General features: G+C 44.9%; 18 protein-coding genes, 1 tRNA gene and 1 pseudogene. 7 read left to right on the top strand and 13 right to left on the bottom strand.

The window, feature by feature from the left end; all coding sequences use genetic code 11:
• Positions 1-52 precede the first annotated feature (52 nt).
• From QUB37_RS27510 to QUB37_RS27500, 3 genes and pseudogenes are all read left to right on the top strand, one after another.
• On the top strand, positions 53-1306 hold the full coding sequence (locus QUB37_RS27510) for a choice-of-anchor Q domain-containing protein (protein ID WP_333168229.1): 1254 nt from the start codon (positions 53-55) through the stop codon (positions 1304-1306).
• 252 nt (positions 1307-1558) lie between these two features.
• Positions 1559-2380, top strand: a pseudogene (locus QUB37_RS27505) (IS5 family transposase).
• Positions 2381-3628: 1248 nt separating this feature from the next.
• Positions 3629-5497, top strand: a complete 1869-nt coding sequence (locus tag QUB37_RS27500) for a tetratricopeptide repeat protein (RefSeq protein WP_333168227.1) — start codon at positions 3629-3631, stop codon at positions 5495-5497.
• Positions 5498-5701: 204 nt separating this feature from the next.
• Here the strand turns inward: QUB37_RS27500 and QUB37_RS27495 are convergent, their stop codons facing one another.
• A complete protein-coding gene (locus QUB37_RS27495) occupies positions 5702-6328 on the bottom strand; it encodes a L,D-transpeptidase (protein WP_333168225.1) in 627 nt (208 codons plus the stop codon).
• Between the two features lie 667 nt (positions 6329-6995).
• Here QUB37_RS27495 and QUB37_RS27490 point away from each other — a divergent pair.
• Both QUB37_RS27490 and QUB37_RS27485 read left to right on the top strand, forming a co-directional pair.
• Positions 6996-7496: an autotransporter gene (locus QUB37_RS27490; RefSeq protein WP_333168223.1), complete on the top strand. Its 501-nt coding sequence runs from the start codon at positions 6996-6998 to the stop codon at positions 7494-7496.
• A 355-nt stretch (positions 7497-7851) separates the two neighbouring features.
• Positions 7852-9198 carry a sorbosone dehydrogenase family protein gene (locus QUB37_RS27485; RefSeq protein WP_333168222.1) on the top strand — a complete coding sequence of 449 codons (1347 nt, stop codon included), beginning with the start codon at positions 7852-7854 and terminating at the stop codon, positions 9196-9198.
• Between the two features lie 211 nt (positions 9199-9409).
• On the opposite strand, the gene QUB37_RS27480 is transcribed toward QUB37_RS27485, so the two are convergent.
• The 4 genes from QUB37_RS27480 to QUB37_RS27465 form a co-directional block, all read right to left on the bottom strand.
• Positions 9410-9976 (bottom strand): DUF924 family protein, encoded by a 567-nt coding sequence (locus tag QUB37_RS27480; RefSeq protein ID WP_333168220.1) that lies wholly within the window; start codon positions 9974-9976, stop codon positions 9410-9412.
• 282 nt (positions 9977-10258) lie between these two features.
• A complete protein-coding gene (locus QUB37_RS27475; RefSeq protein WP_333168219.1) occupies positions 10259-10615 on the bottom strand; it encodes a peptidoglycan-binding domain-containing protein in 357 nt (118 codons plus the stop codon).
• Between the two features lie 130 nt (positions 10616-10745).
• Positions 10746-11384 (bottom strand): ThiF family adenylyltransferase, encoded by a 639-nt coding sequence (locus QUB37_RS27470; protein ID WP_333168218.1) that lies wholly within the window; start codon positions 11382-11384, stop codon positions 10746-10748.
• Between the two features lie 12 nt (positions 11385-11396).
• Entirely contained in the window at positions 11397-12242 is an 846-nt protein-coding gene (locus QUB37_RS27465; protein WP_333168217.1) for a hypothetical protein, read from the bottom strand.
• 135 nt (positions 12243-12377) lie between these two features.
• Between QUB37_RS27465 and QUB37_RS27460 the strand changes: the two genes are divergently transcribed.
• Positions 12378-12770: a DUF4189 domain-containing protein gene (locus QUB37_RS27460; protein ID WP_333168215.1), complete on the top strand. Its 393-nt coding sequence runs from the start codon at positions 12378-12380 to the stop codon at positions 12768-12770.
• A 143-nt stretch (positions 12771-12913) separates the two neighbouring features.
• Here QUB37_RS27460 and QUB37_RS27455 read toward each other — a convergent pair whose 3' ends face one another.
• The gene (locus tag QUB37_RS27455; RefSeq protein ID WP_015174354.1) at positions 12914-13255 is read right to left on the bottom strand and encodes a hypothetical protein; all 342 of its coding nucleotides are present in this window, start codon (positions 13253-13255) and stop codon (positions 12914-12916) included.
• A gap of 441 nt (positions 13256-13696) precedes the next feature.
• Between QUB37_RS27455 and QUB37_RS27450 the strand changes: the two genes are divergently transcribed.
• Positions 13697-13981, top strand: coding sequence for a DUF433 domain-containing protein (locus QUB37_RS27450; RefSeq protein WP_333168214.1), 285 nt, complete (start codon positions 13697-13699; stop codon positions 13979-13981).
• Between the two features lie 4 nt (positions 13982-13985).
• Here QUB37_RS27450 and QUB37_RS27445 read toward each other — a convergent pair whose 3' ends face one another.
• The 7 genes from QUB37_RS27445 to QUB37_RS27415 form a co-directional block, all read right to left on the bottom strand.
• Entirely contained in the window at positions 13986-14363 is a 378-nt protein-coding gene (locus QUB37_RS27445) for a type II toxin-antitoxin system PemK/MazF family toxin (protein ID WP_333168212.1), read from the bottom strand.
• The gene (locus QUB37_RS27440; protein WP_333168210.1) at positions 14357-14797 is read right to left on the bottom strand and encodes a type II toxin-antitoxin system prevent-host-death family antitoxin; all 441 of its coding nucleotides are present in this window, start codon (positions 14795-14797) and stop codon (positions 14357-14359) included. The genes QUB37_RS27445 and QUB37_RS27440 overlap by 7 nt, the downstream gene beginning before the upstream one ends.
• Positions 14798-14867: 70 nt before the next feature.
• Positions 14868-16301 (bottom strand): hypothetical protein, encoded by a 1434-nt coding sequence (locus tag QUB37_RS27435; RefSeq protein ID WP_333168209.1) that lies wholly within the window; start codon positions 16299-16301, stop codon positions 14868-14870.
• Positions 16302-16511: 210 nt separating this feature from the next.
• Positions 16512-16973, bottom strand: a complete 462-nt coding sequence (locus QUB37_RS27430) for a hypothetical protein (protein ID WP_333168207.1) — start codon at positions 16971-16973, stop codon at positions 16512-16514.
• Positions 16974-17103: 130 nt separating this feature from the next.
• Positions 17104-17176: transfer RNA gene (locus QUB37_RS27425), tRNA-Lys, on the bottom strand.
• Between the two features lie 215 nt (positions 17177-17391).
• A complete protein-coding gene (locus tag QUB37_RS27420) occupies positions 17392-17592 on the bottom strand; it encodes a hypothetical protein (RefSeq protein ID WP_333168205.1) in 201 nt (66 codons plus the stop codon).
• A gap of 123 nt (positions 17593-17715) precedes the next feature.
• Entirely contained in the window at positions 17716-17916 is a 201-nt protein-coding gene (locus QUB37_RS27415; RefSeq protein ID WP_333168203.1) for a radical SAM protein, read from the bottom strand.
• Positions 17917-18429 lie beyond the last annotated feature (513 nt).

Below are 18429 nucleotides of genomic sequence, written 5' to 3'. Positions count from 1 at the left end.
TAAACCTTTTAAGTGGACATATAAGGGCAAAGTTTTGGCTATTTAATGGTCTGTGGATTTCCGCCTCGCTGTACTAGTAGGAAGTCCGGCCATTGATACGGGTACTGGTGCGGGCGCGCCGGCTGCTGATCAGCGCGGTGTGAGTCGCCCTCAAGATGGTGATAATAACGGAAGTGCGATCGTTGATATTGGCGCTTATGAATTTAACCCTACAGTCACGCAAACGACTCTTACTGGTTCTTTGGGTCAAACCAATAATTACAGCAGTGTCAATGACCTGATCACAAAATGGCCGAATGCCGCCCAGAGTCAAGGCATCAAACTGTCTGGGATAGCTTTTGATGGCGTGGAAACTGACTACCTTAACCCGAATGTCATCAGCAACCTCACCTTAGCAACCAACGAAAACCCTAAAAGCTGGTTAAGCTACGGAAGTACCGGTGGTATTGGTGTCCCATCCTCTTATGATGGTTGGTTCACTGACGCCAGGAAAATTCGGGCGGAAATCAACCATAACCCCAACACCAATCAATCTCAGGTGCTGAAGGTGAAATGGGCAGATAACCAAGACATCACTAGCACAACGATCGACCTCACTGGATTGAGTCCCAAAACAAGTCCTGATTTGGGCGATCAAGGCAATGAAGTTGCTTTCCTGCAAATCTTTAATAATGGGGTTCTGGTACCAGCCACCAAATTTACGATCACTCGCCTCAACGCTCCGAGCGCTCCAAAACCGATCACTCGGTCTTCAGATGGAGTGACTTTCATTGGCGATCGCACCGATGGCAGTTTCAAATTCCAGATAGTAGGAGACTCTCTGGGCGGCGCTACTTTTGACGAACTGCGGTTCTCCACCAAAGCCTACGATAGCCCCACCGCTGCCTACGCCGCCACTTCCTTCAAAAGCGATGGTTCCGATTACCTAGTGCGGCACATTGAATATCAAGGGATTTCTAATGCTGTGCCTCCGACTTTCTTCTCTTACGGTTCGTCTCCTGATCCTATTATTGATGGTGGTACTGGAGTTGTTACGATTAATCGGACTGGCAATACGTCGGTTGCGACTTCGGTGGACTATTTGATTGTTGCCCCTGGTGGCGGTCAGCCTGTGAACAACGTAGACTACAACATTAGTCCATTTGCTGTGAATCCTTCGTCCGGCACGGTGAACTTTAATCCCGGTCAAACTAGCGTTAGTCTGACGATTAACAATCTTCCTGGTTTGACTGGTGGGGTGGTGAATTTGGGCTTTGGCTCAGGTTCGATCGGCGCTCCGGCATCGACTGCAATTACTCTGCTTTAAGGCTGTTAGTAGGGCGAAGAATCGAGAAATCTTTGCTCTATTAATATGTCCCGCAAGTAGTTAAATGGTAGCGCTCTGCCTAGATAGTCGAGTGCTTCTAGAATATCGGCGCCGCAAAGAAAAATTATAAATTCCTTGTCTGACATATCTTGTCTACGTCTTGCGATGTCTTACTATAGACCTCTTGCGAAAGTGCGCTCTTTCTAGGTAAAATAAAAGAAAAAATTAGCTTAATAATATGAACTACGAAGAATTACAAAAGTTAACCCCAAAGACTTTAAACGCTACTGTGGAGTACATCAAGAGACCTTCAAAGAGATGGTAAAAATAGTCAAAGCGGAAAAAATATTTCAAAAAAAATCAGGAAGACCAAGTAAATTGTGCGTAGAAGACCAAATCTTAATGACATTATCCTATTTGCGAGAATAGCCTACTTTTTTTCATCTGGGAATTAAATGGGTTATTAATGAATCAAATGCTTATCGAATTGTAATTAGAACTGAGAAAGCTTTAATAAATTCAGGTTTATTTAATTTACCTGGCAAAAAACATCTTTATCAAAGTCAAATTCAGGAGATAGAAACTGTAGCGGTGGATGTGTCAGATCATGAAATTGAGCGTACCCAAAAAAAGCAAAAGAAATATTATAGTAGCAAGCAAAAATATCATACAATAAAATCGCAAGCTTTAGCCAATACAAAAACTACCGAAATAATATGTACAGCTTTTAGTAACTGGAAAACGCATGATTTTAGTTTGTTTAAAAAAAGCAAGCTCTGGATGAATGAAGAACTTGAACTTTTAGGTGATAAAGGTTATCAAGGAATCAAAAAGATTCATACTAATAGTAGAACACCACTCAAAAAAATAAAAAACAAAAAACTGAGTCAAGCCGAAAAAGCTTTAAATCGGCAACGGGGAAAAGACAGAATTATTATTGAAAATATACATCGAAGTTTAAATATATTTAGAAGACTTTCATCAAGATATCGGAATCGAAGAAGACGCTTCGGATTAAGATTGAATTTGATTGCTGGTATTTATAATTATGAACTTTCTTTGAAGATAAATTAGCGCTCGCCTGAGACTTTCGCAAGAGGTCTAATAAATGATTCAACCTAACATACCACAAATAGCTTGTGTATGTCAACATATTCTTACTGCCCGTAGTCATCTTTTTTTGTCTCTTGTATTCGGCGCACTATCAGACTAAAAAATCTGAGTGTTCGCACTTAAAAATGTTACCTGCATTACATACTAAAATACCTGACAACTCTCCAAAAAAACTCAACTTCATCCTCGGAGCGAGGTGAGAATATTCATAAAAAAAGCAGTAGCGATCGTTATTTAGCAAAAAATATGTAGCAAAATATTCCGGTGCCAAGGATATCGACGTTCTGCCACAACAAATCACATCGCGTTATAATGTAACTAATTACCATACCGCCTGAATCTCCTTAACATCTCGCAGGGATAATTGTATAACAATGTACATACCCGATTCCCAGCCAACGCAAACAAAAGTGCTGCTGACGATGTACGCTCTACCAAGTGAACGCCCGCAGTTCCCAGGCTTGCCTGACGAATATCACCCTGGCAATCACAAAAGTTGTGAGATAGTGGCTTTCTCCCTAATTATCTAGCCGATCGCGTATTCTCGGCCAGCGATATAAATCTCTACTACGAATCCAATCATCCCAATTGGTACAAAAGACCCGATTGGTATTTATTTGTCGTCGAAGTGTTGAGAGTTTACCGAGACAGAGACTTGCGCCAAAGTAACGCCATCTTAGACGAAGCCGTAACTCCTTTAATCGCCATCTAATTTCTGTCAGTAGGTAGGGAGAATGAAGATTTAGGGCTGATAGAATCCGAACAAAACAAAGCGCCGACTCAGTGGCAGATTTACAAGATAATTTTGAAGATTCGTTATTACTTTATTTTTAGCAAATACAACAACCAATTGAGAGTATTTCGCTGAGTTGGCAACCTTTACCGCGAACAAGTGTTAACAGGTTCTCGATTCTGGATACTAGAAATAAAGTTGAGTTTGGGTTTGTGGTAAGGTTCTTTCTTACAACATCAGAGGTTGTGGCTGCGCTAGTATGATGTTAATGGCAATTTAGCTCGGACTCTCGAAGGATTTTAAAGACAGCGAACTCAATTGGAAAGGCAGTGAGCCGAATCTGAAAGTCAGCGGGCCAATCCATTAGCCGATCGACTGCGAGCAATGGGCATTAATCCAGATGAGCTGTAAAATTAAGTAGCACCGCGAAATACTGTCTGTGGTGTCAATAAAAACTTATTAACTAAAAATAACTTATGCCAGACTCTACCTCACTGCGCGATCGCTACCTAGCACTAATCGACAAAATTGTCGAAATCACCCTCAAAGGTCAAATTCGCTCCAAAGAACAAGTTTATCAAATGCTGGTGCAAGACATTAGTACCGGTACTGGCGAAATCTTTGAACGCTGTTTCGGCGAACGCCTTGATGCCTCCGAAAATCAACTCAGAAATGAAAAAGACGAAATCAAACAAGCAAAGGCAAATCGCACCCTCCGAGCTCTCAAAACCATCCAAGGAGAATGGGAACGCTGGCAGAAAGATAACCGCGTCGATCGCGAAATTGCATCCTCAATCCAACAAATCGTTACGGCAGAATCTAACGCCCGCCTTCTGGCATTATTGCAAGTAATCGATCCGAATAAAGAACATCCGCTGACTCTCGCTCAATTGCAGCAATTGGCAAAATCCCTACACCAACAAATGCTGCAAACTGCCAATCCCGAAACCGAACAAGATTTGCAGCAAATCACCGCCGGCATCGCTAAAGGTTTAGAATCTTGGCAGCGTTTGGAACCGGAACTTGTGGGCTGGATTTATCAGCCGCAGCAGCTAGGATTTGCTGGTAGTCCCGAACAAAATGGGCCTTGGGCTTTTTGGGCCAAAAAAGTTAATAGTCCCTTTCCCCAGGCTCTTTTGAATACTATAGCGCTCGGTGAATCTATAGTTCAATTCGCAGCCCAGCAATCAAATTTAGATTTAGGCATATTGGTGGAAGTTGCGATTATTTTGCAGTGCTTGCAGCGGGCGTTGGCGACATGGTTTGACAAGCAAGTTTACGATTCCAAAGTGTCAACAAAAGCTTCAATTTCTACTTACATTACTTTCGCGGTCATTTGGAGTCAGCTAGCTAGTGGGTTTAATAATTCTACCAAGAGTGGCGAGCAGTTGGCAAATGCTTGTTTTCAAGTAACTTTGCAAATTTTGCGGGCTTTTTCTCAGCGAGAATACTTTCCGCTTTACGGGGGAATTTTTGCTTCATTTGATGGTAAAGCTCTGCGGCATACTTTGGATTATTTAGACGAACCGCTGCGGCGAGTTGAAGGCACTCAAGCGAAAGCTCGGATTCTGACGCTTTTGGGTTATTCGATGCAGGCGGCTGGGGCCTATGAGCGATCGCTCTTGCTGCACAAACAAGCGCTGGAAATTGCCCGTACCGAAGGAGACAAAGCTTGCGAAGTTGCCAATCTCAATCACATCAGCCGCAACTATGTTGCTCAAAAAAATTATCAGGAAGCGATTAATTACAGCCAGCGGGCTTTAATTATGGCACGACAAACGGGAGAGCGACAAGGCGAGGCAAATGCTCTGGCTAATTTGGGTTACAGTGAAGTGTTTCAAGCGCGGCAGTTGGAGGAGGTGGAACCGGAGGTTTACGAGAGTGCGATCGGCTATTTAGAACAAGGTTTGTTGCTATCGGAAAAATTGGGCGATCGCCAAAGTCAAGCTTTTTGTTCCAGCAGTCTCGGTATTGCTAAAATCGCCCTGGAAAATGCTGAAGGCGCGATCGAATATTTGCTCAAAGGTTGGCAAGCGGCTCAATTCTCAGGGGATTTATATTTGCAAGGTCTGAATTTGGCTTACTTGGCTCAAGCTTATTACAGAATCAACTCACTAGAAAAAGCGATATTTGCAGGCAGTTTGGGGATGTATACTTTGGAGCAAATTGGTGCGATGGAGTGGCGTCAATCGGCTGGTTTGTTGACAATTTTGCGGGGTCAAATGGGGGCGGAATCTTTTAAACAATCTTTGGCTAAAAGTCGAGCGAATATCATTCCTGCGATCGGTGTTGATGGGTACGATTACATCCCGGAGTTGCTGGAAAAATATCAGCAATCTATTTAACTCTTTGTGGAACAGGCATCTTGCCTGTTGCTGAGAGGGGTGCAAAATGTAAGTTTTAACTCACCCAATAGCTGCATTATCAATAAGTCTTTCATGGGCGGGCAGGATACCCAACCCCTACTCCCCACAACCAAATTTAAGTTTTTGTGGAACAGGCAATATGCCTGTTCCGGAATATTTTTATGCACCCCAACCTCCAAATAATTAATGCTCAACTATCACCGGTGTGCCAACTGCGACTTTCTCAAATAAAGCCTGTGCGTCTTTATCAAACATTCTGACGCAGCCGTGAGAAGCCGCCCCCCCAATCGACTCTGGATTCGGAGTACCATGAAAACCAATCACATTCTTGCCATCCGTCCAAAACCCCATCCACCTACTCCCTAAAGGATTATCGGGCCCAGCAGGAATAAGTTCTCCTGTCCAAGGATTTTGCCAAACTGGATCTTTGATCATTTGCATAACTTTAAAATTGCCTGTAGGAGTTTCCCAGCCGCCTTTTCCCACAGCAACCGGGAAACTGGTTTGCACCTTATTTTGTCGGTAAACATAGACGCGGCGTTCTCGCAATTTGAGCACTAAACGCACTTCCTCAATAGGATTTACCGCAGGCTTTTGTTCCTGGGGAATATAAAGAAATGGTTCTCCCAAGGGCGGCAGTTCTGGGGTCTCGATATTCGGCAATTGTGTCTCGGATGTGGGCCGCTGCGCTGCGAGTTCGCTATTACTTGAAGTAGCGGCTGCCACTGGCTGCTGTAGGGCGACCGACAGCGCGGCTGCACTCAAGCTCAGCACAACTAGCTTATTAAATAAAAATTTGCTGTTCACCATTTTTTGTTCGCTAAACTCCTAACCAGCAGTTCCTACAAAGTTTTTATCTAATTATCCGCCAACCGCACCCGTCACAAAATTTTGAGATGGGTTTTTGACGGCAACTACGCTGCACAGTTTTTAGGTAAAATTTCACCACGGATAACTTGTAACTCAACACAAAGCTTAGGCAATAATACTAAAACCACAGGGTTTTTATAAGAGGCTCAGTGGAATTACGCAATAGAAGGTCGTGAGAAAACCCGGTTTATGCGTAAATATTCCAAGAACATGATTAAATTCTACCTCCAACTAATTTGATTTTTTAGCCATGACCGACTGGCGATTAAGTATTCAAACTATGGCGCTGCTGTATCCGGCAAGCACAATCTGTCTTTGGGTAGAGTTACCCCCAGCAACAGTTAGGTTGGCGGAAAAAAACTGCTAAGGTCGATCGAATAAACTAAATATATCACGTCAACACTCTAGAGATGCAAACCGCTGAACTTGTTGTAAATCGGGAACTTATGATGTAAACTTTAGTCTTTCAATACTTGTTCGATAATCTTTTTTTGAGATTGTCATAAATTTCCTACTCTGGGGATTAAACTGGATTAGGTATAGAGGTTGGGACTTTCGTGCAGCGGAAGCAAACCCGACCCTGAATAGCAGTTAATGTGAGGTTTCAATGCGTCTTCAGAACATCAAATTATTGACAGGTGCAACACTGTCGGTGGTAATTTCGGCGGTCTCAGTACATCCTGCGATGGCTAACCCTGCAACTCAAATAGCCCAAACGCAGACCACCACAACAGCAAACACTCAAACCATTACCGGTTTTGTCAAAAGTATTGTCGGCGATGTAGTAACAATTCGCGAAGAAAACGCGCCGTACAGGACTCTCAGGATTCAAAGATGCGTCCTGAGAATTATTGGCCTGGTACCGGGAATGAAAGTCAGAGCCACCGTCGCCGGCTCTCAGATACAAAATATCGCCGTGATCCCCGATTATAAGGTGGTAGCCACAACGGTTGCTCGTCCCGCAACCCCAGCACCGGCACCGCGTCCGGCTCCAGAACCGCCACCGCGTCCGGCTCCTCGTCCGGCTCCGGCTCCGGCTCCGATTCCGGCTCCCCGTCCAATTCCGGCTCCCCGTCCGGCTCCGGCTCCTGTGAGAGGACTTTGGTAGAGCTAGGTTATACCATTTTCGATTTTTGATTTTTGATTTTCGATGGGAATGACCAAAAGCAATGTGGTCACCAGCCGCGTGATTCATTCGGGGAGCGAGAAAAAAGCTCGAATCCAAATCGCCAGCCCCCGGATTTATCAGTGGGGTCGCTTTCTTCAATCTAAAATCTAAAATCTGAAATCTAAAATCGATTGACTGATGAAGCTCAAGGTTTGGAGTACGGGCCTACACTTGCATTCTTTTGTTGCAACTGGTATGAGTTAGCGCAATTAAGTCACCGCGTGCGCGGTGGCTTCGCTGTTTAATAGCAGTTAGAATAATAGAATTGTCCAGCAATTATTGAGAAATCGCTGCTATGTATTACCTGCGTTTCTTGCTGCTAATTCTGCTGTTGCCGATGATTGCGTGCGATCGAGCTACAGATGCGATCGCCCCTGCTGTGGGCGACAACGGCCCCGTGTCCCAAATTCCCTCCCGTGCACCCCTGACAAATGTTGGGACAAATCAAATTATACCGACCAAACCGCTTTCGCCGCAGCCCATCCGCATTGTTGCAACTTCTTTGCCGCAGCCAGGAGCCAGCGAAAGCGCCTCAAAACCTGCTCAAGTAATACCGATTCCCGCATCGCCAGTGCTGCGAGTGCCTCCTGGCTTTGTCGTCAACGTTTTTGCTGACAATTTAGACGCTCCCCGATGGCTGGCTTTGACCCCGACAGGCGATGTTTTGGTAACAGAAACCCGGCAGAATCGGATTACGCTGTTGCGAGATGCCAACGGCGACGGGGTTGCTGAGGTTCGCAAGACTTTTGCCAGTGCCCAAAACGGGTTAAATATTCCCTTTGGTATGGCTTTTGCCGATCGCTATTTTTTCCTCGGAAATACCGATGAAGTTCGACGATTTCCCTACACAAAAGAACAGGAACAATTGACCGGTACTGGTCAAAAAATTGCCGATTTACCGGGCGGTGGCTACAACCAACACTGGACGCGAAATGTTGTCGTTTCCCCCGACAAGAGCAAGCTTTTCGTCTCAGTTGGATCGCAGTCTAATGCCGATGTCGAACCGCTGCCGAGGGCGTCTGTTCAAGTGATGAATTTGGACGGCAAGAACCAGCAAATTTTTGCTTCGGGTTTGCGAAATCCGGTGGGATTGGATTTTCACCCAAAAACCAATCAACTCTACACGACAGTCAACGAACGCGACGGTTTGGGAGATGATTTGGTGCCGGATTACTTGACAAGAATTCGTCAAGGCGAGTTTTACGGCTGGCCTTACACTTATTTTAAGCCGAATTTGCTCGACCCGCGCCACGCTAGAAATGGCAATAGCGATCGACCTGATTTAGCGGCTAAAACATTAATGCCAGACGTGTTGTTTCAGGCGCACTCGGCGGCTTTGGGGCTTCAGTTTTACGACGGCAAAACGTTTCCCAAAAGATTCCTAAATGGGGCGTTTGTGGCGTTTCGCGGCAGTTGGAATCGCAACGCTGGAACTGGTTATAAAATCGTGTTTGTACCTTTTAATGCGGCGAACGGACGCCCTCAAGGTTATTATGAGGATTTTCTGACTGGTTTTCTCACAGATCCGTCGGGCCCGAAAACTTGGGGGCGGCCGGTTGGTTTGCTGGTTTTACCTGACGGGAGTTTGCTATTTACTGAGGAAGCGAACAACCGGATTTATCGGGTGCAGTATCGCCGCTGAGGATTGGGCGATCGATAAATTCTTCACCCTCGTATACTTTTTGTTGAATCAAAAATTTATCTTCTTTTCTAATTTCACTATTCAATTTGAGATTTGCTGGGTTGCGGCGGGTTTTGTAGAGAGATTGTCTGCTGTTGGTTCTGATTGCGGCCTAAAACTGCCTCTACAAGCCTCGAATATATCAGAACGATCGACTTTTTGCGATCGCGCTTTAAAATCCCGAACCAGGTTGTCTCAGAAACTCTGCTTCTTCGGGGGTTGTTTCGCGTCCGAGAATTTGATTGCGGTGGGGAAATCTCCCAAAACGCTGGATTATTTCTAAATGCTGCATCGCGTATTCAATGAATGAATCGCTGTCAGGTTCGCCGCTGAGTTGGCGAAATAGTTCCACGGATTTTTGCTGGTTTTCTAAGTTTTCGCTGTGTTGAAAAGGGAGATAAACAAATAATTTTTGTACAGTTAGCAATTCGCGATCGAAGTTATGATTAACAGCATATTCGGCGGTGGCTAAAGCTTTGTTGTCTGTGGCGAATGCTTGGGGCGTTCCGCGAAACATATTACGCGGAAATTGATCTAACAGTAGAATTAATGCTAGGCAGTTGTCGGGGGAATCGTGCCATGAGTCGAGTTTACCGGAGGCGGCTAGTTCGTATTGTGGCAGAAAGCGCCATCGCACTTCTGCATCAAAATCCGCATTTTTTTCAAACCATTTCTTGTGGACTTTGCCAAACTCAGGAGAGTGCGATCGACCAAACCAAAAATCTAAAACTTCATTCATTAGCAATCTAGTATGCAATTGATTGTTGATTAAAGCTTCTGTGTCTGTAGTTGCACAAAATGCGCTATCTGTCCAACTACAAACCGCAGCGATTAATGATTACCAAAGATGACTCCACCCAAACACAGGTACTTGCTTTCCGAGGCTATCGAGGGTCTAGAAAAAAAATTAGATTACAGAGTTTAAGCTTCCAGATTCATCTGTTATCGAGTAAATCTAAAATCTAAAATCTAAAATCTAAAATCGACTGACTTAGGAACCTTTGTTGTCCGGTGCTTAAAGTTACAAACTAGCAAACAGTCGGTCCCAAGTTTTGCCTCCCACAACTCCGTCTACAGGAATATCCGCTTGTCGCTGAAATCTTTTCACTGCATCTTCGGTTGTCGGACCGAAAACGCCATCAATTACGATCGGGTGTCGGGACAAGCCCCGCGCGTTCAACAACTTTTGCAGTTTCTTCACATCGTGCCCTTTCGAGCCGCATTTTAAAATCCTTTTATGGTGTCTCACTGCTGGTCGATGGCAATCATTAGTGGGGCAAATTGCGCTGCCCGCTGTATAGTTTGCTGCATTTGCGCCAGTCAAAACTAATAAGCCCAGAACTGCAAGTAAATAATAAAAAGTCTGCGATCCAACCATACTTTCCCTGTTAATTTTCTCAAGCGTTTTTTGCAAGTTGGACGATTGTTTGAGGGTGAGAAACCGGGTTTCTGAGATGGGGGCATCCAATCTCGATTCACCGGGTTTCTGGCAACAGTCAACCGACATTCTACAATATAAGTGGCTTTACTGCAAAATCTCCGATCGTGCAAGTTAAATTTTGTTGCTGTTTGGTAGCAGCAAAGGTAACAATTACTTCGCCAGCAACTGCAACTGTCAGCATTACCAAGTTTCTCGCCAGTGGGTAATCGCAAACGTCATCATTCGCCGCTGAAGGAACCCGATAGTGTTCGTTCCAAATTATTTCCGAGTAATCGGCAGCTAATCCGACGTGTACGCAGGGAAGGGAGACACTGGCACAGTAATCCTTGACTGCTTGCCGCCCTACACTGTTATCAAAAGTATCGATGACTGTGGCGCTGTTGGCAAGCAGCCGATCGGCATTTGCGGGTGTCAATTCTTTTGAGTGCGCGTCAATGCTGACTCCTAAAGCGCGGTAGAGGTTGTTGGTGAGAATTTTGGCTTTGAATGCGCCGATGTCCGATCGATAATAGGGTTGAGTGGAAAGGTTGCGTTCCTCAATGCGATCGCGATCGATGACTTTTAACTGACAAAAGCCCGATCGCGCCAGACTTTCTGTAATATTCGCACCCAAAGCACCCGCCCCGCACACCGTTACCGGGAAATTTTTTATCAGCGACATCACTGCGGCACTTCTGTAAAGTTGTTCGTGAAAAAATATACTCATGGTAATCAAGAATTAGCGATTTTCGACGACTCCAACCAATGAATGCAAGTCGAAATCTTTGTCCAATCCGCTGAGACAAATGCCAGCACTCATAACTGTCAAGTCATTTTTGGAGATCGCAGAAGTGTGATGTTCTCCAGTCCCGCTAGTCCATTCAACCAGCCAATAATGTTTGCGATCGCAAAAATCCCGCAATTCACCGCCGCCCATTTTTAGCGCCCGCTGCAAGCGCTGTTGATCCCGCACTTTCGGATCGAAACCTTTAATATTTCGGGACACTAATTCGTAAACAGTTCGCATGGACGGCGTCATCCCCTTAAAGCGAACTCCTTGAGGCAAAATCAACTTTTTCAAAGCTGCTTTCAATTCCTCAGACTGCCGCGGATCGGCGCGCCTGTCAATCTCTTCAAACCACAAACAATGACCGTCCCACCGCGCAACGATCTGCTCAAAATGCGAGCCTTTTGTTACTAAATGAACTGGTACGGGTTTCGCAACACCAGTGCGCTGTTTAGCCTCAGATTCGTTAACAGGATAAGCCAGCCAAGTTTGCCCTTGCAGCACGCAGGCTAAGTGCAAGCGAACGGGTACGAGCAGTTGCAAATACTCTGCCACTTGCGGCAAAATCGGCTCCTCAATTACTGCAGCAATTTCCTCATTAATCGGCCTAAAAATCGCCCATCCTTCAAAGTTGCGCGGCTGCGGTTGAAAAGTATAAACCATTGAGCTAACCCTTATCCGCACGCTTCCCCCGCGCACGCATGGAGCCAGGAATTGGGTATCGAGTAGCTGCCCTTCTTGGGCCGCAAGTTGGCTGAGAATTTTGCGAATATCTGCCACTGAATTGACCTCCGTCATCTTACTTGTTGTTACCGAAGACACTTTTAGTTTAAGAAAACATAAAGATTTTTCAACACTCTTGACAGGAATTAATCTCCTAATCTAATATTGAGCGAACCTCGCAACTTAACCTTGTAAACATCGTAAGTAAATATGCTGCAAAAGCTTTTTTCTAAGTGGGTTGTAGTCACAGCTTTGACACTTCCTCTTTTTGGCTCAGTCCAGGTAGCTAAAGCTCAGGACAGCTATGGAGCTACTGCTTATTCTCCGACTTCTGACGCCACTGGTATTAGTTGGGATCATCCTACAGAAAAAGAAGCACTAAAAGCAGCAGTAGCCGTCTGCAATGAACAAAGTGAAGGTGCTAACGATTGCGAAGCGCTGACCTCTAATAGTAATAATTGTGGAGCGATCGCAGTAGGCAAAGGAGGAGCAGGTGCGGGCTGGGGCGACGATCAAGCCGCAGCAGAAGCTCAAGCTCTCGCCGGTTGCAGCGAACTAGAGGGCGGCAGTTGTAAAGTGCAGCTTTCAGCTTGCAACAACTAATTAAACTGATAAAAATCGGTGGAAGAGGTGTATATGTTGGCTGCTAAAACAGCTTAAAAAATAGTAAATGTATGGTGTGCAATGCACACCATACCAAATACCACTCAGCTAAAATTAGGGTACCCAATGCACACCCTACGCAGTTAATCTCCTACTTCGGAAGTAACTGCATCTGGTGGCAGCAAACTTTCTAATCTATCTTTAGACCAATATTCAGTAGGGTAAGCGAGTGCAATAATATCAGAGAGTCGAATCAGCCACGTAACTTGTCCATAAGCATCGATATTTTCCGCCTGTTCGTTAGGGGGAACTATCACCAAAAGTTCCGCAAACTCCCCGAACAAATTAATCGGGATGCCGCCGAAACTGCTATTGTTTGTTTTAATCCAAACTTTACTGCCTCGATCGAGAGCTTCTTGGAGTCGCTGGCAGAGCAAACTGGATTTTTTGACCTGGGATTTTTTGGCTTTCGACTTTTTTCCCATAGTTTTAAGAAGTTAAAGTAGTTGTATTGTGGGTTGCACAGTGGGTTGCACAGTTCGTTAGACAGTGGGTTGAGATTTAGCGCGATCCTCTTCGAGGGCTTCGCTAACGCGGTTTGGTATTGAAACGGACTGAAGCAAAAAGGGCGATCGCCCCGTCGCTACCCCATTACTCTAGTCTATAAGAAAGTGCTGTACTGCGATCGTAATAACAATTTAATGGCAAAATCGGGAAATAATACCAGCTCAAAAAAAATTCCACTGTAGCCAAGCTTCAAACCCTTAATCCATCAGTGATTCCCAATCTAAAATCTAAAATCTAAAATCTAACATGGTATGACCTGCGGTGGCACTGTTACAAAGTCAGTCAACGATGCCCGTGTTTCTACTGTGTCCAAATGCAGTATAATCGGCGGAATCTTCCCAAATCGTTTAAGTAAAACAATGGACTGGCGAAAGCTCATTCATCCAAACCCGAAAGTTTCAACAAGTCAACCTGCAGCGCCAGAAACTCGATTGTCTGTAGAATTTTTGCTAGGGCTCTTTGCTGCGGGATGGACTCAACAGCAGGTGTTAGAAAAATATCCCGCACTGACTTCGGAAAAGTTGCGCGCTGCTTTGGCTGGTGCGGATTCCCAGTTAGTCTCCTCCATCGCTAATCCAGAATTACAAGAAATTATCGCTCAAACTAGAGAAGAATTGAAAATCGGGAAAAACTGGTTAAATTAAAACTTCAATTTTCCTCTTGCTCACTTGAATCTATTTCTCTTGGTTTAGTCACAAGTGCTAATCCTGCGAGAATCTGTCGGACTCGTTCCTGAGATAGTTGGCCAATTTTATCTGTCAACAAAGCCTTATCTACTGTAAAAACTTGAGACACATTCACTACGCTTTGTTCTGCTATATCGGCTTCTCCTGCTTCAAGCAATACATTACCTATCGCCCTCGCTCGTCTGAGATTAGTAGTCAATGCACAAACAATAACAGTTCTGATTAGAGAAATGTTCAGGACATCGTTTTGAATCACGACATAAGGACGAATATAGCCTGGTTCCGAACCTATCGGTTGTCCCAAATCTATCCAGTAGATATCCCCCTGACAAATTACCATTCTGTTTCTATGAATTGTCGCTGATGCTGACGCATTCCCTCTAGCATAGCTTGCTCTGACGAATCTAGTCCATCTGCATAAGCATCATTGATACTGTCTAGCAGTTGTCGAGCGCGATCGTTTTGTAAGCAGTCACTAGCGATCGCTACCTCACTTTCATCAAGCCCAGATTTTGGGCAAATTTCATCAAGCGTCTGAGGTTGAACAACTCTTGCTTTAGCTCTCTTTAATGCTGTCAACAAACGAGTTGCATTGGCAGGCGACCTCAGCAAATAAAGGGTTTCTAGCAAACTTTCTAATTCTGCCTCAGAAATCAAAACCGCATTTTTGCCGTTAGGTCTATTAATAACTATTACTTCGCCCGTTTCAACAGCGCGATCGCAGAGATTTTCTAAATTTGCTTCAGCGTCAGTGTATGTAATCTCAGTTGACATACAATTCTAACTCCCACTAACTTTGCGAGCACAGCCCGCCAGCTTAACTGACGAGCCATGCCCAATTATATCACTTATCATCCCTCACCGGCAGGGAAGTATCCAGAATTTCCATCAACAATTCCAGTCGCGAAGGACGACTCAACATCGGCACTAAATTCGGCAAGGAGTAATAATCACCCGCAAACGTAAAGGTTTCCACCGATACTTGTTTGTCCTTCAATTGCTTCTGGACATATTCGCACCAAGAACCAACTCGCACAATCACAACATCAGGAATTACCCCCAAACTGCGGCAGTAATTCTGATAAGCATCGGCAAAATAAGGTGCAGCGTTTTCGCCTTCATCTGTTACCATAATGAATTGCTCGACAACCTGCTTTTTAATTCGCATTGCTTCCACCGCGCAACCGCAACTTGTGCCGCCGCCAGCGCGAATGTGCTTGAAAGCGCCTTCCCAGTCTGTCAATTCGCTGCCGTTTGCTTGCACTGGATACGGCATCGTGTCAAAGGCATAAACGAACAGTGCAGCCTCGGAAATGCCGGAAATCAAAGCAGCGAGACGCTTCCCGACTTCGATCGCACTTTCCATCGAACCAGACTTGTCAATCAACAAACCAGTCGCTTTAACAATCTTGCCGCGCTTCTTCACCTGTTCGTTTGTCACCGCTTCCAGCTTCGCCGCCGTTGCTGTGTCGAAGTTCGCGCCCGCGCCCGCAACACTCGCTTTGTAAGCAGAAACCCGATCGCACTTTGCGGCTTCATCCAGCTTCGAGTCAATCAACTGCTTGACTTCCGGGTGATCCATCGCGCCGCGCGACTGAATCGATTTCAAATTGTTGATAACTTCCTGCGGCGACATTGAGTTAATCAGCGCCGCCAAAACCGTTGGCGTTAGCTGTCTGATCGCACCAACTGCGATCGTATACGGAATCTTGTACTCAACAATCAAATTCGCCTGTTCCGCAGGTGTCGCCGCCTTTGCTAACTGCTTCAAAACGAATGCCAGAGAGTCTTCCGGCGGATTGTCTTTAAACAGGATAGCATTAGCGCGATCGCTCGGCTTGACGTGCAGCGTTGCGTACAAATGCTTCATCGCCTTGCGGTTGCGGATGGCGGCGCGATCGAAAAACTGTGCATTCTTTTCCCGCGATTTCAGATAGCGAGTGACAGCAGTGCGGGCGCTGCGGGGCATCTTATTCTGGTGCTGCTTCATAAAGTCCACAATCCGCGAAACCTCGTAGGGAGGGAACTCTTGCAGCATCATAAAACCGGCATCTCGGTGTTCCGTCAGCGCCGAAGTCAGCAAATTTCCGGCAAAAACTTCCTTGTGATCGCGCACGTCGCCGTGACGTTGATACCACACTGCTAAATGACCGTAAAAAATCGGATCTAATTCAACAATTAACTTGTGAATTTCTGCTACTTTTTCTAATTGGCGGTGAGGAGTTGTGAGTAGACTGTTGAGCATTTCCAAACGTAAATCGCGTTCTAATAAATTCATTGGTGCTACCTCCCCTTTCGATTTCCGATGTTGGATTTTTGATTTTCGATTGTAAGGAATATCCAAAAATCAGCGGGTGGCAGTTGTTGCACACTTGGCAATGGATGTAATAGTCACCGCGCAAGTTTGGCGAGCTTTTTTTTTATAACCTGAATAAGGTTGGTATGTAAGCTCTCCGAATTGGGGCGCGGCAACAACTGCTATTTTCAATTATTTCTGGGAAACTTGTTCTAAGTCGATCGCTCTCAAGTCTGGTTCAACCCAATTAATCCGAGCTTCCCAGGACATCAGGCGATCGCGCGTGTAGTAGCGAAATGGTAAAGTTCGATCGGCATATTTTGCAATCAAACCGTTAGCCAAATGTACGATCAAGCGATTTTGGCTTTCATCGGCGAGATACCCGCGAATAGTTCGCACCCAAAACAGCGTTAGTGTTTCGTGATACCCGCTATCTTTTGTGGTTTCAATTCCTTGAGCCGAGTTGTAACGTTTAATGCCATTGCGAATCGCATTTATCGCTTCTTGCTCCGAGTCATAACACAGATACCACAGGGCAACGGTTAAATGTGCTTCGTGCGTCCATTGACTTCGCGACAGGTTGCCTTCTTGGAAGGAATGAATCAGACTGTCTATCTCCTTGGGCGATTGGTAAATTGCCAGTCTTTTTCTCATGGCTAATACCCAATTTATTTTTGAGGACGGAAGTCTTCAATACAAACAGGATTACTTAATTATTATCCTGAATTAACAACAAGAGTTTATAGCGCCTAAAAGGTCAGTTCGCGCAAGTCAAGAAAGCCGTTGGCACATACGCAGGAGTTGAACCCGCGACCAGTTCCTTAAAAGGGAATTGCTCTACCAATGAGCTAGTATGTAAGCTTCCTTTGTTGGGGCGCGAAGTGGAACTTTTCAGCGCCGGATAGATATAAAAAATTCAGCTATAAAAGGCAGCGCACAAGTCAGAGAAGCTTTTCTTTAGCCTCTCGGCAGGTAGGAATTGAACCTACGATTCGATTTTAAGTCGAACGTATCCAGTTTGTAAGCTTCTTTAGTTGGGGTGCGCTGCCTAATACGTGCTTTCAGTGAATTTCTAGCCGTAAACAGCTTCTGGGCGGACAATTAAATCGCCGCTGGGACGGCGATCCAGAACGTAAGACTCGAAGCGAGAACCCTTGACATCAAAATGATTTGCCAGACGTTCCTTAATAGCATTATCGCTCATTCCTGCCGTGATACCCAGTTGGTTTTCCGCCAGATCGTAGGAACGTCCTTCAAAACGAATGTGAACCATTACCGATACCTCCTAGAGCAATTTTGGATTTTGGATTAGTAGCTTATCTGCTCTCGACTTTGGCTTTTTGTGAGACTTAGCAAATTGCCAGTATCGGTAAAGATTCACGAAATCTGATAATCTTTACTGAAAGAAGCGCCGTTCTAAATGATAAGCTTGTTTAACTTTGCGGATTTCCTCAGCCTTTTTGGTTGATTGAAATCTGGCTGAACTTGTCTGTTCTGAATCCGCATCAAATTCGTTGAAATTAGACTGATTTCGTACAATATCTGACTCGAACAGAGTCAGTTTGTAACCGAACAGTCTCGTATAAAGTAACAACATGACAATCGAGTCTATGTTACAAGACTTTCAAATTGATGTTCCTTGAAATTTTGAGCAATATTTAGTTGTCAAGGTTCAGAATTTGCACGAAAAATACAGGTTTTTGCTTGTCCTGCGCTTTCCATATTTATATACTACATTTATACTACACAGGTGTCAAGGGGGTAGCAAAAGTTTTTTAGATAAAACTTACACGAGTGGCGAGAAACCGGGTTTTTTCACGAAAATATTTCGTTGTTACCCGCAGATCCGGTAAAAAACCGGGTTTCTTGGGTCGGAGTGCGTAAGTCCTGAGATGTTGCACCATTCTCAATAAGCTTTTTATGAATAGGCAAGATGCCTGTTCCACAAAGAGTGAATTTTCTTGTGGAACAGGCATCTTGCCTGTTCGTGAGAATGGTGCAAGATGTGAGTAAGTCCCTATCAATTAAATATCCTTAAGCTGTTGTGCATTTAAAACGCATATTGGTATAATATAACATAATGATATTCAGAAAAAGTGAATGCCTGCTA

The sequence above is a fragment of the Microcoleus sp. AT3-A2 genome, from assembly GCF_036705685.1.
Taxonomy (GTDB): Bacteria; Cyanobacteriota; Cyanobacteriia; order Cyanobacteriales; family Microcoleaceae; genus Microcoleus.
This window is presented reverse-complemented; position numbering and strand designations above follow the sequence as displayed.

Excerpts from the sequence above, each read along its gene's own strand:
- QUB37_RS27430 (WP_333168207.1), bottom strand. The coding sequence starts at position 16,973 with ATGAGAAAAAGACTGGCAATTTACCAATCGCCCAAGGAGATAGACAGT.
- QUB37_RS27465 (WP_333168217.1), bottom strand. The coding sequence starts at position 12,242 with ATGACGGAGGTCAATTCAGTGGCAGATATTCGCAAAATTCTCAGCCAA.
- QUB37_RS27470 (WP_333168218.1), bottom strand. The coding sequence starts at position 11,384 with ATGAGTATATTTTTTCACGAACAACTTTACAGAAGTGCCGCAGTGATG.
- QUB37_RS27475 (WP_333168219.1), bottom strand. The coding sequence starts at position 10,615 with ATGGTTGGATCGCAGACTTTTTATTATTTACTTGCAGTTCTGGGCTTA.
- QUB37_RS27445 (WP_333168212.1), bottom strand. The coding sequence starts at position 14,363 with ATGGTAATTTGTCAGGGGGATATCTACTGGATAGATTTGGGACAACCG.
- QUB37_RS27490 (WP_333168223.1), top strand. The coding sequence starts at position 6,996 with ATGCGTCTTCAGAACATCAAATTATTGACAGGTGCAACACTGTCGGTG.
- QUB37_RS27440 (WP_333168210.1), bottom strand. The coding sequence starts at position 14,797 with ATGTCAACTGAGATTACATACACTGACGCTGAAGCAAATTTAGAAAAT.
- QUB37_RS27460 (WP_333168215.1), top strand. The coding sequence starts at position 12,378 with ATGCTGCAAAAGCTTTTTTCTAAGTGGGTTGTAGTCACAGCTTTGACA.
- QUB37_RS27500 (WP_333168227.1), top strand. The coding sequence starts at position 3,629 with ATGCCAGACTCTACCTCACTGCGCGATCGCTACCTAGCACTAATCGAC.
- QUB37_RS27455 (WP_015174354.1), bottom strand. The coding sequence starts at position 13,255 with ATGGGAAAAAAGTCGAAAGCCAAAAAATCCCAGGTCAAAAAATCCAGT.
- QUB37_RS27435 (WP_333168209.1), bottom strand. The coding sequence starts at position 16,301 with ATGAATTTATTAGAACGCGATTTACGTTTGGAAATGCTCAACAGTCTA.
- QUB37_RS27485 (WP_333168222.1), top strand. The coding sequence starts at position 7,852 with ATGTATTACCTGCGTTTCTTGCTGCTAATTCTGCTGTTGCCGATGATT.
- QUB37_RS27415 (WP_333168203.1), bottom strand. The coding sequence starts at position 17,916 with ATGTTGTTACTTTATACGAGACTGTTCGGTTACAAACTGACTCTGTTC.
- QUB37_RS27450 (WP_333168214.1), top strand. The coding sequence starts at position 13,697 with ATGGACTGGCGAAAGCTCATTCATCCAAACCCGAAAGTTTCAACAAGT.
- QUB37_RS27480 (WP_333168220.1), bottom strand. The coding sequence starts at position 9,976 with ATGAATGAAGTTTTAGATTTTTGGTTTGGTCGATCGCACTCTCCTGAG.
- QUB37_RS27420 (WP_333168205.1), bottom strand. The coding sequence starts at position 17,592 with ATGGTTCACATTCGTTTTGAAGGACGTTCCTACGATCTGGCGGAAAAC.
- QUB37_RS27495 (WP_333168225.1), bottom strand. The coding sequence starts at position 6,328 with ATGGTGAACAGCAAATTTTTATTTAATAAGCTAGTTGTGCTGAGCTTG.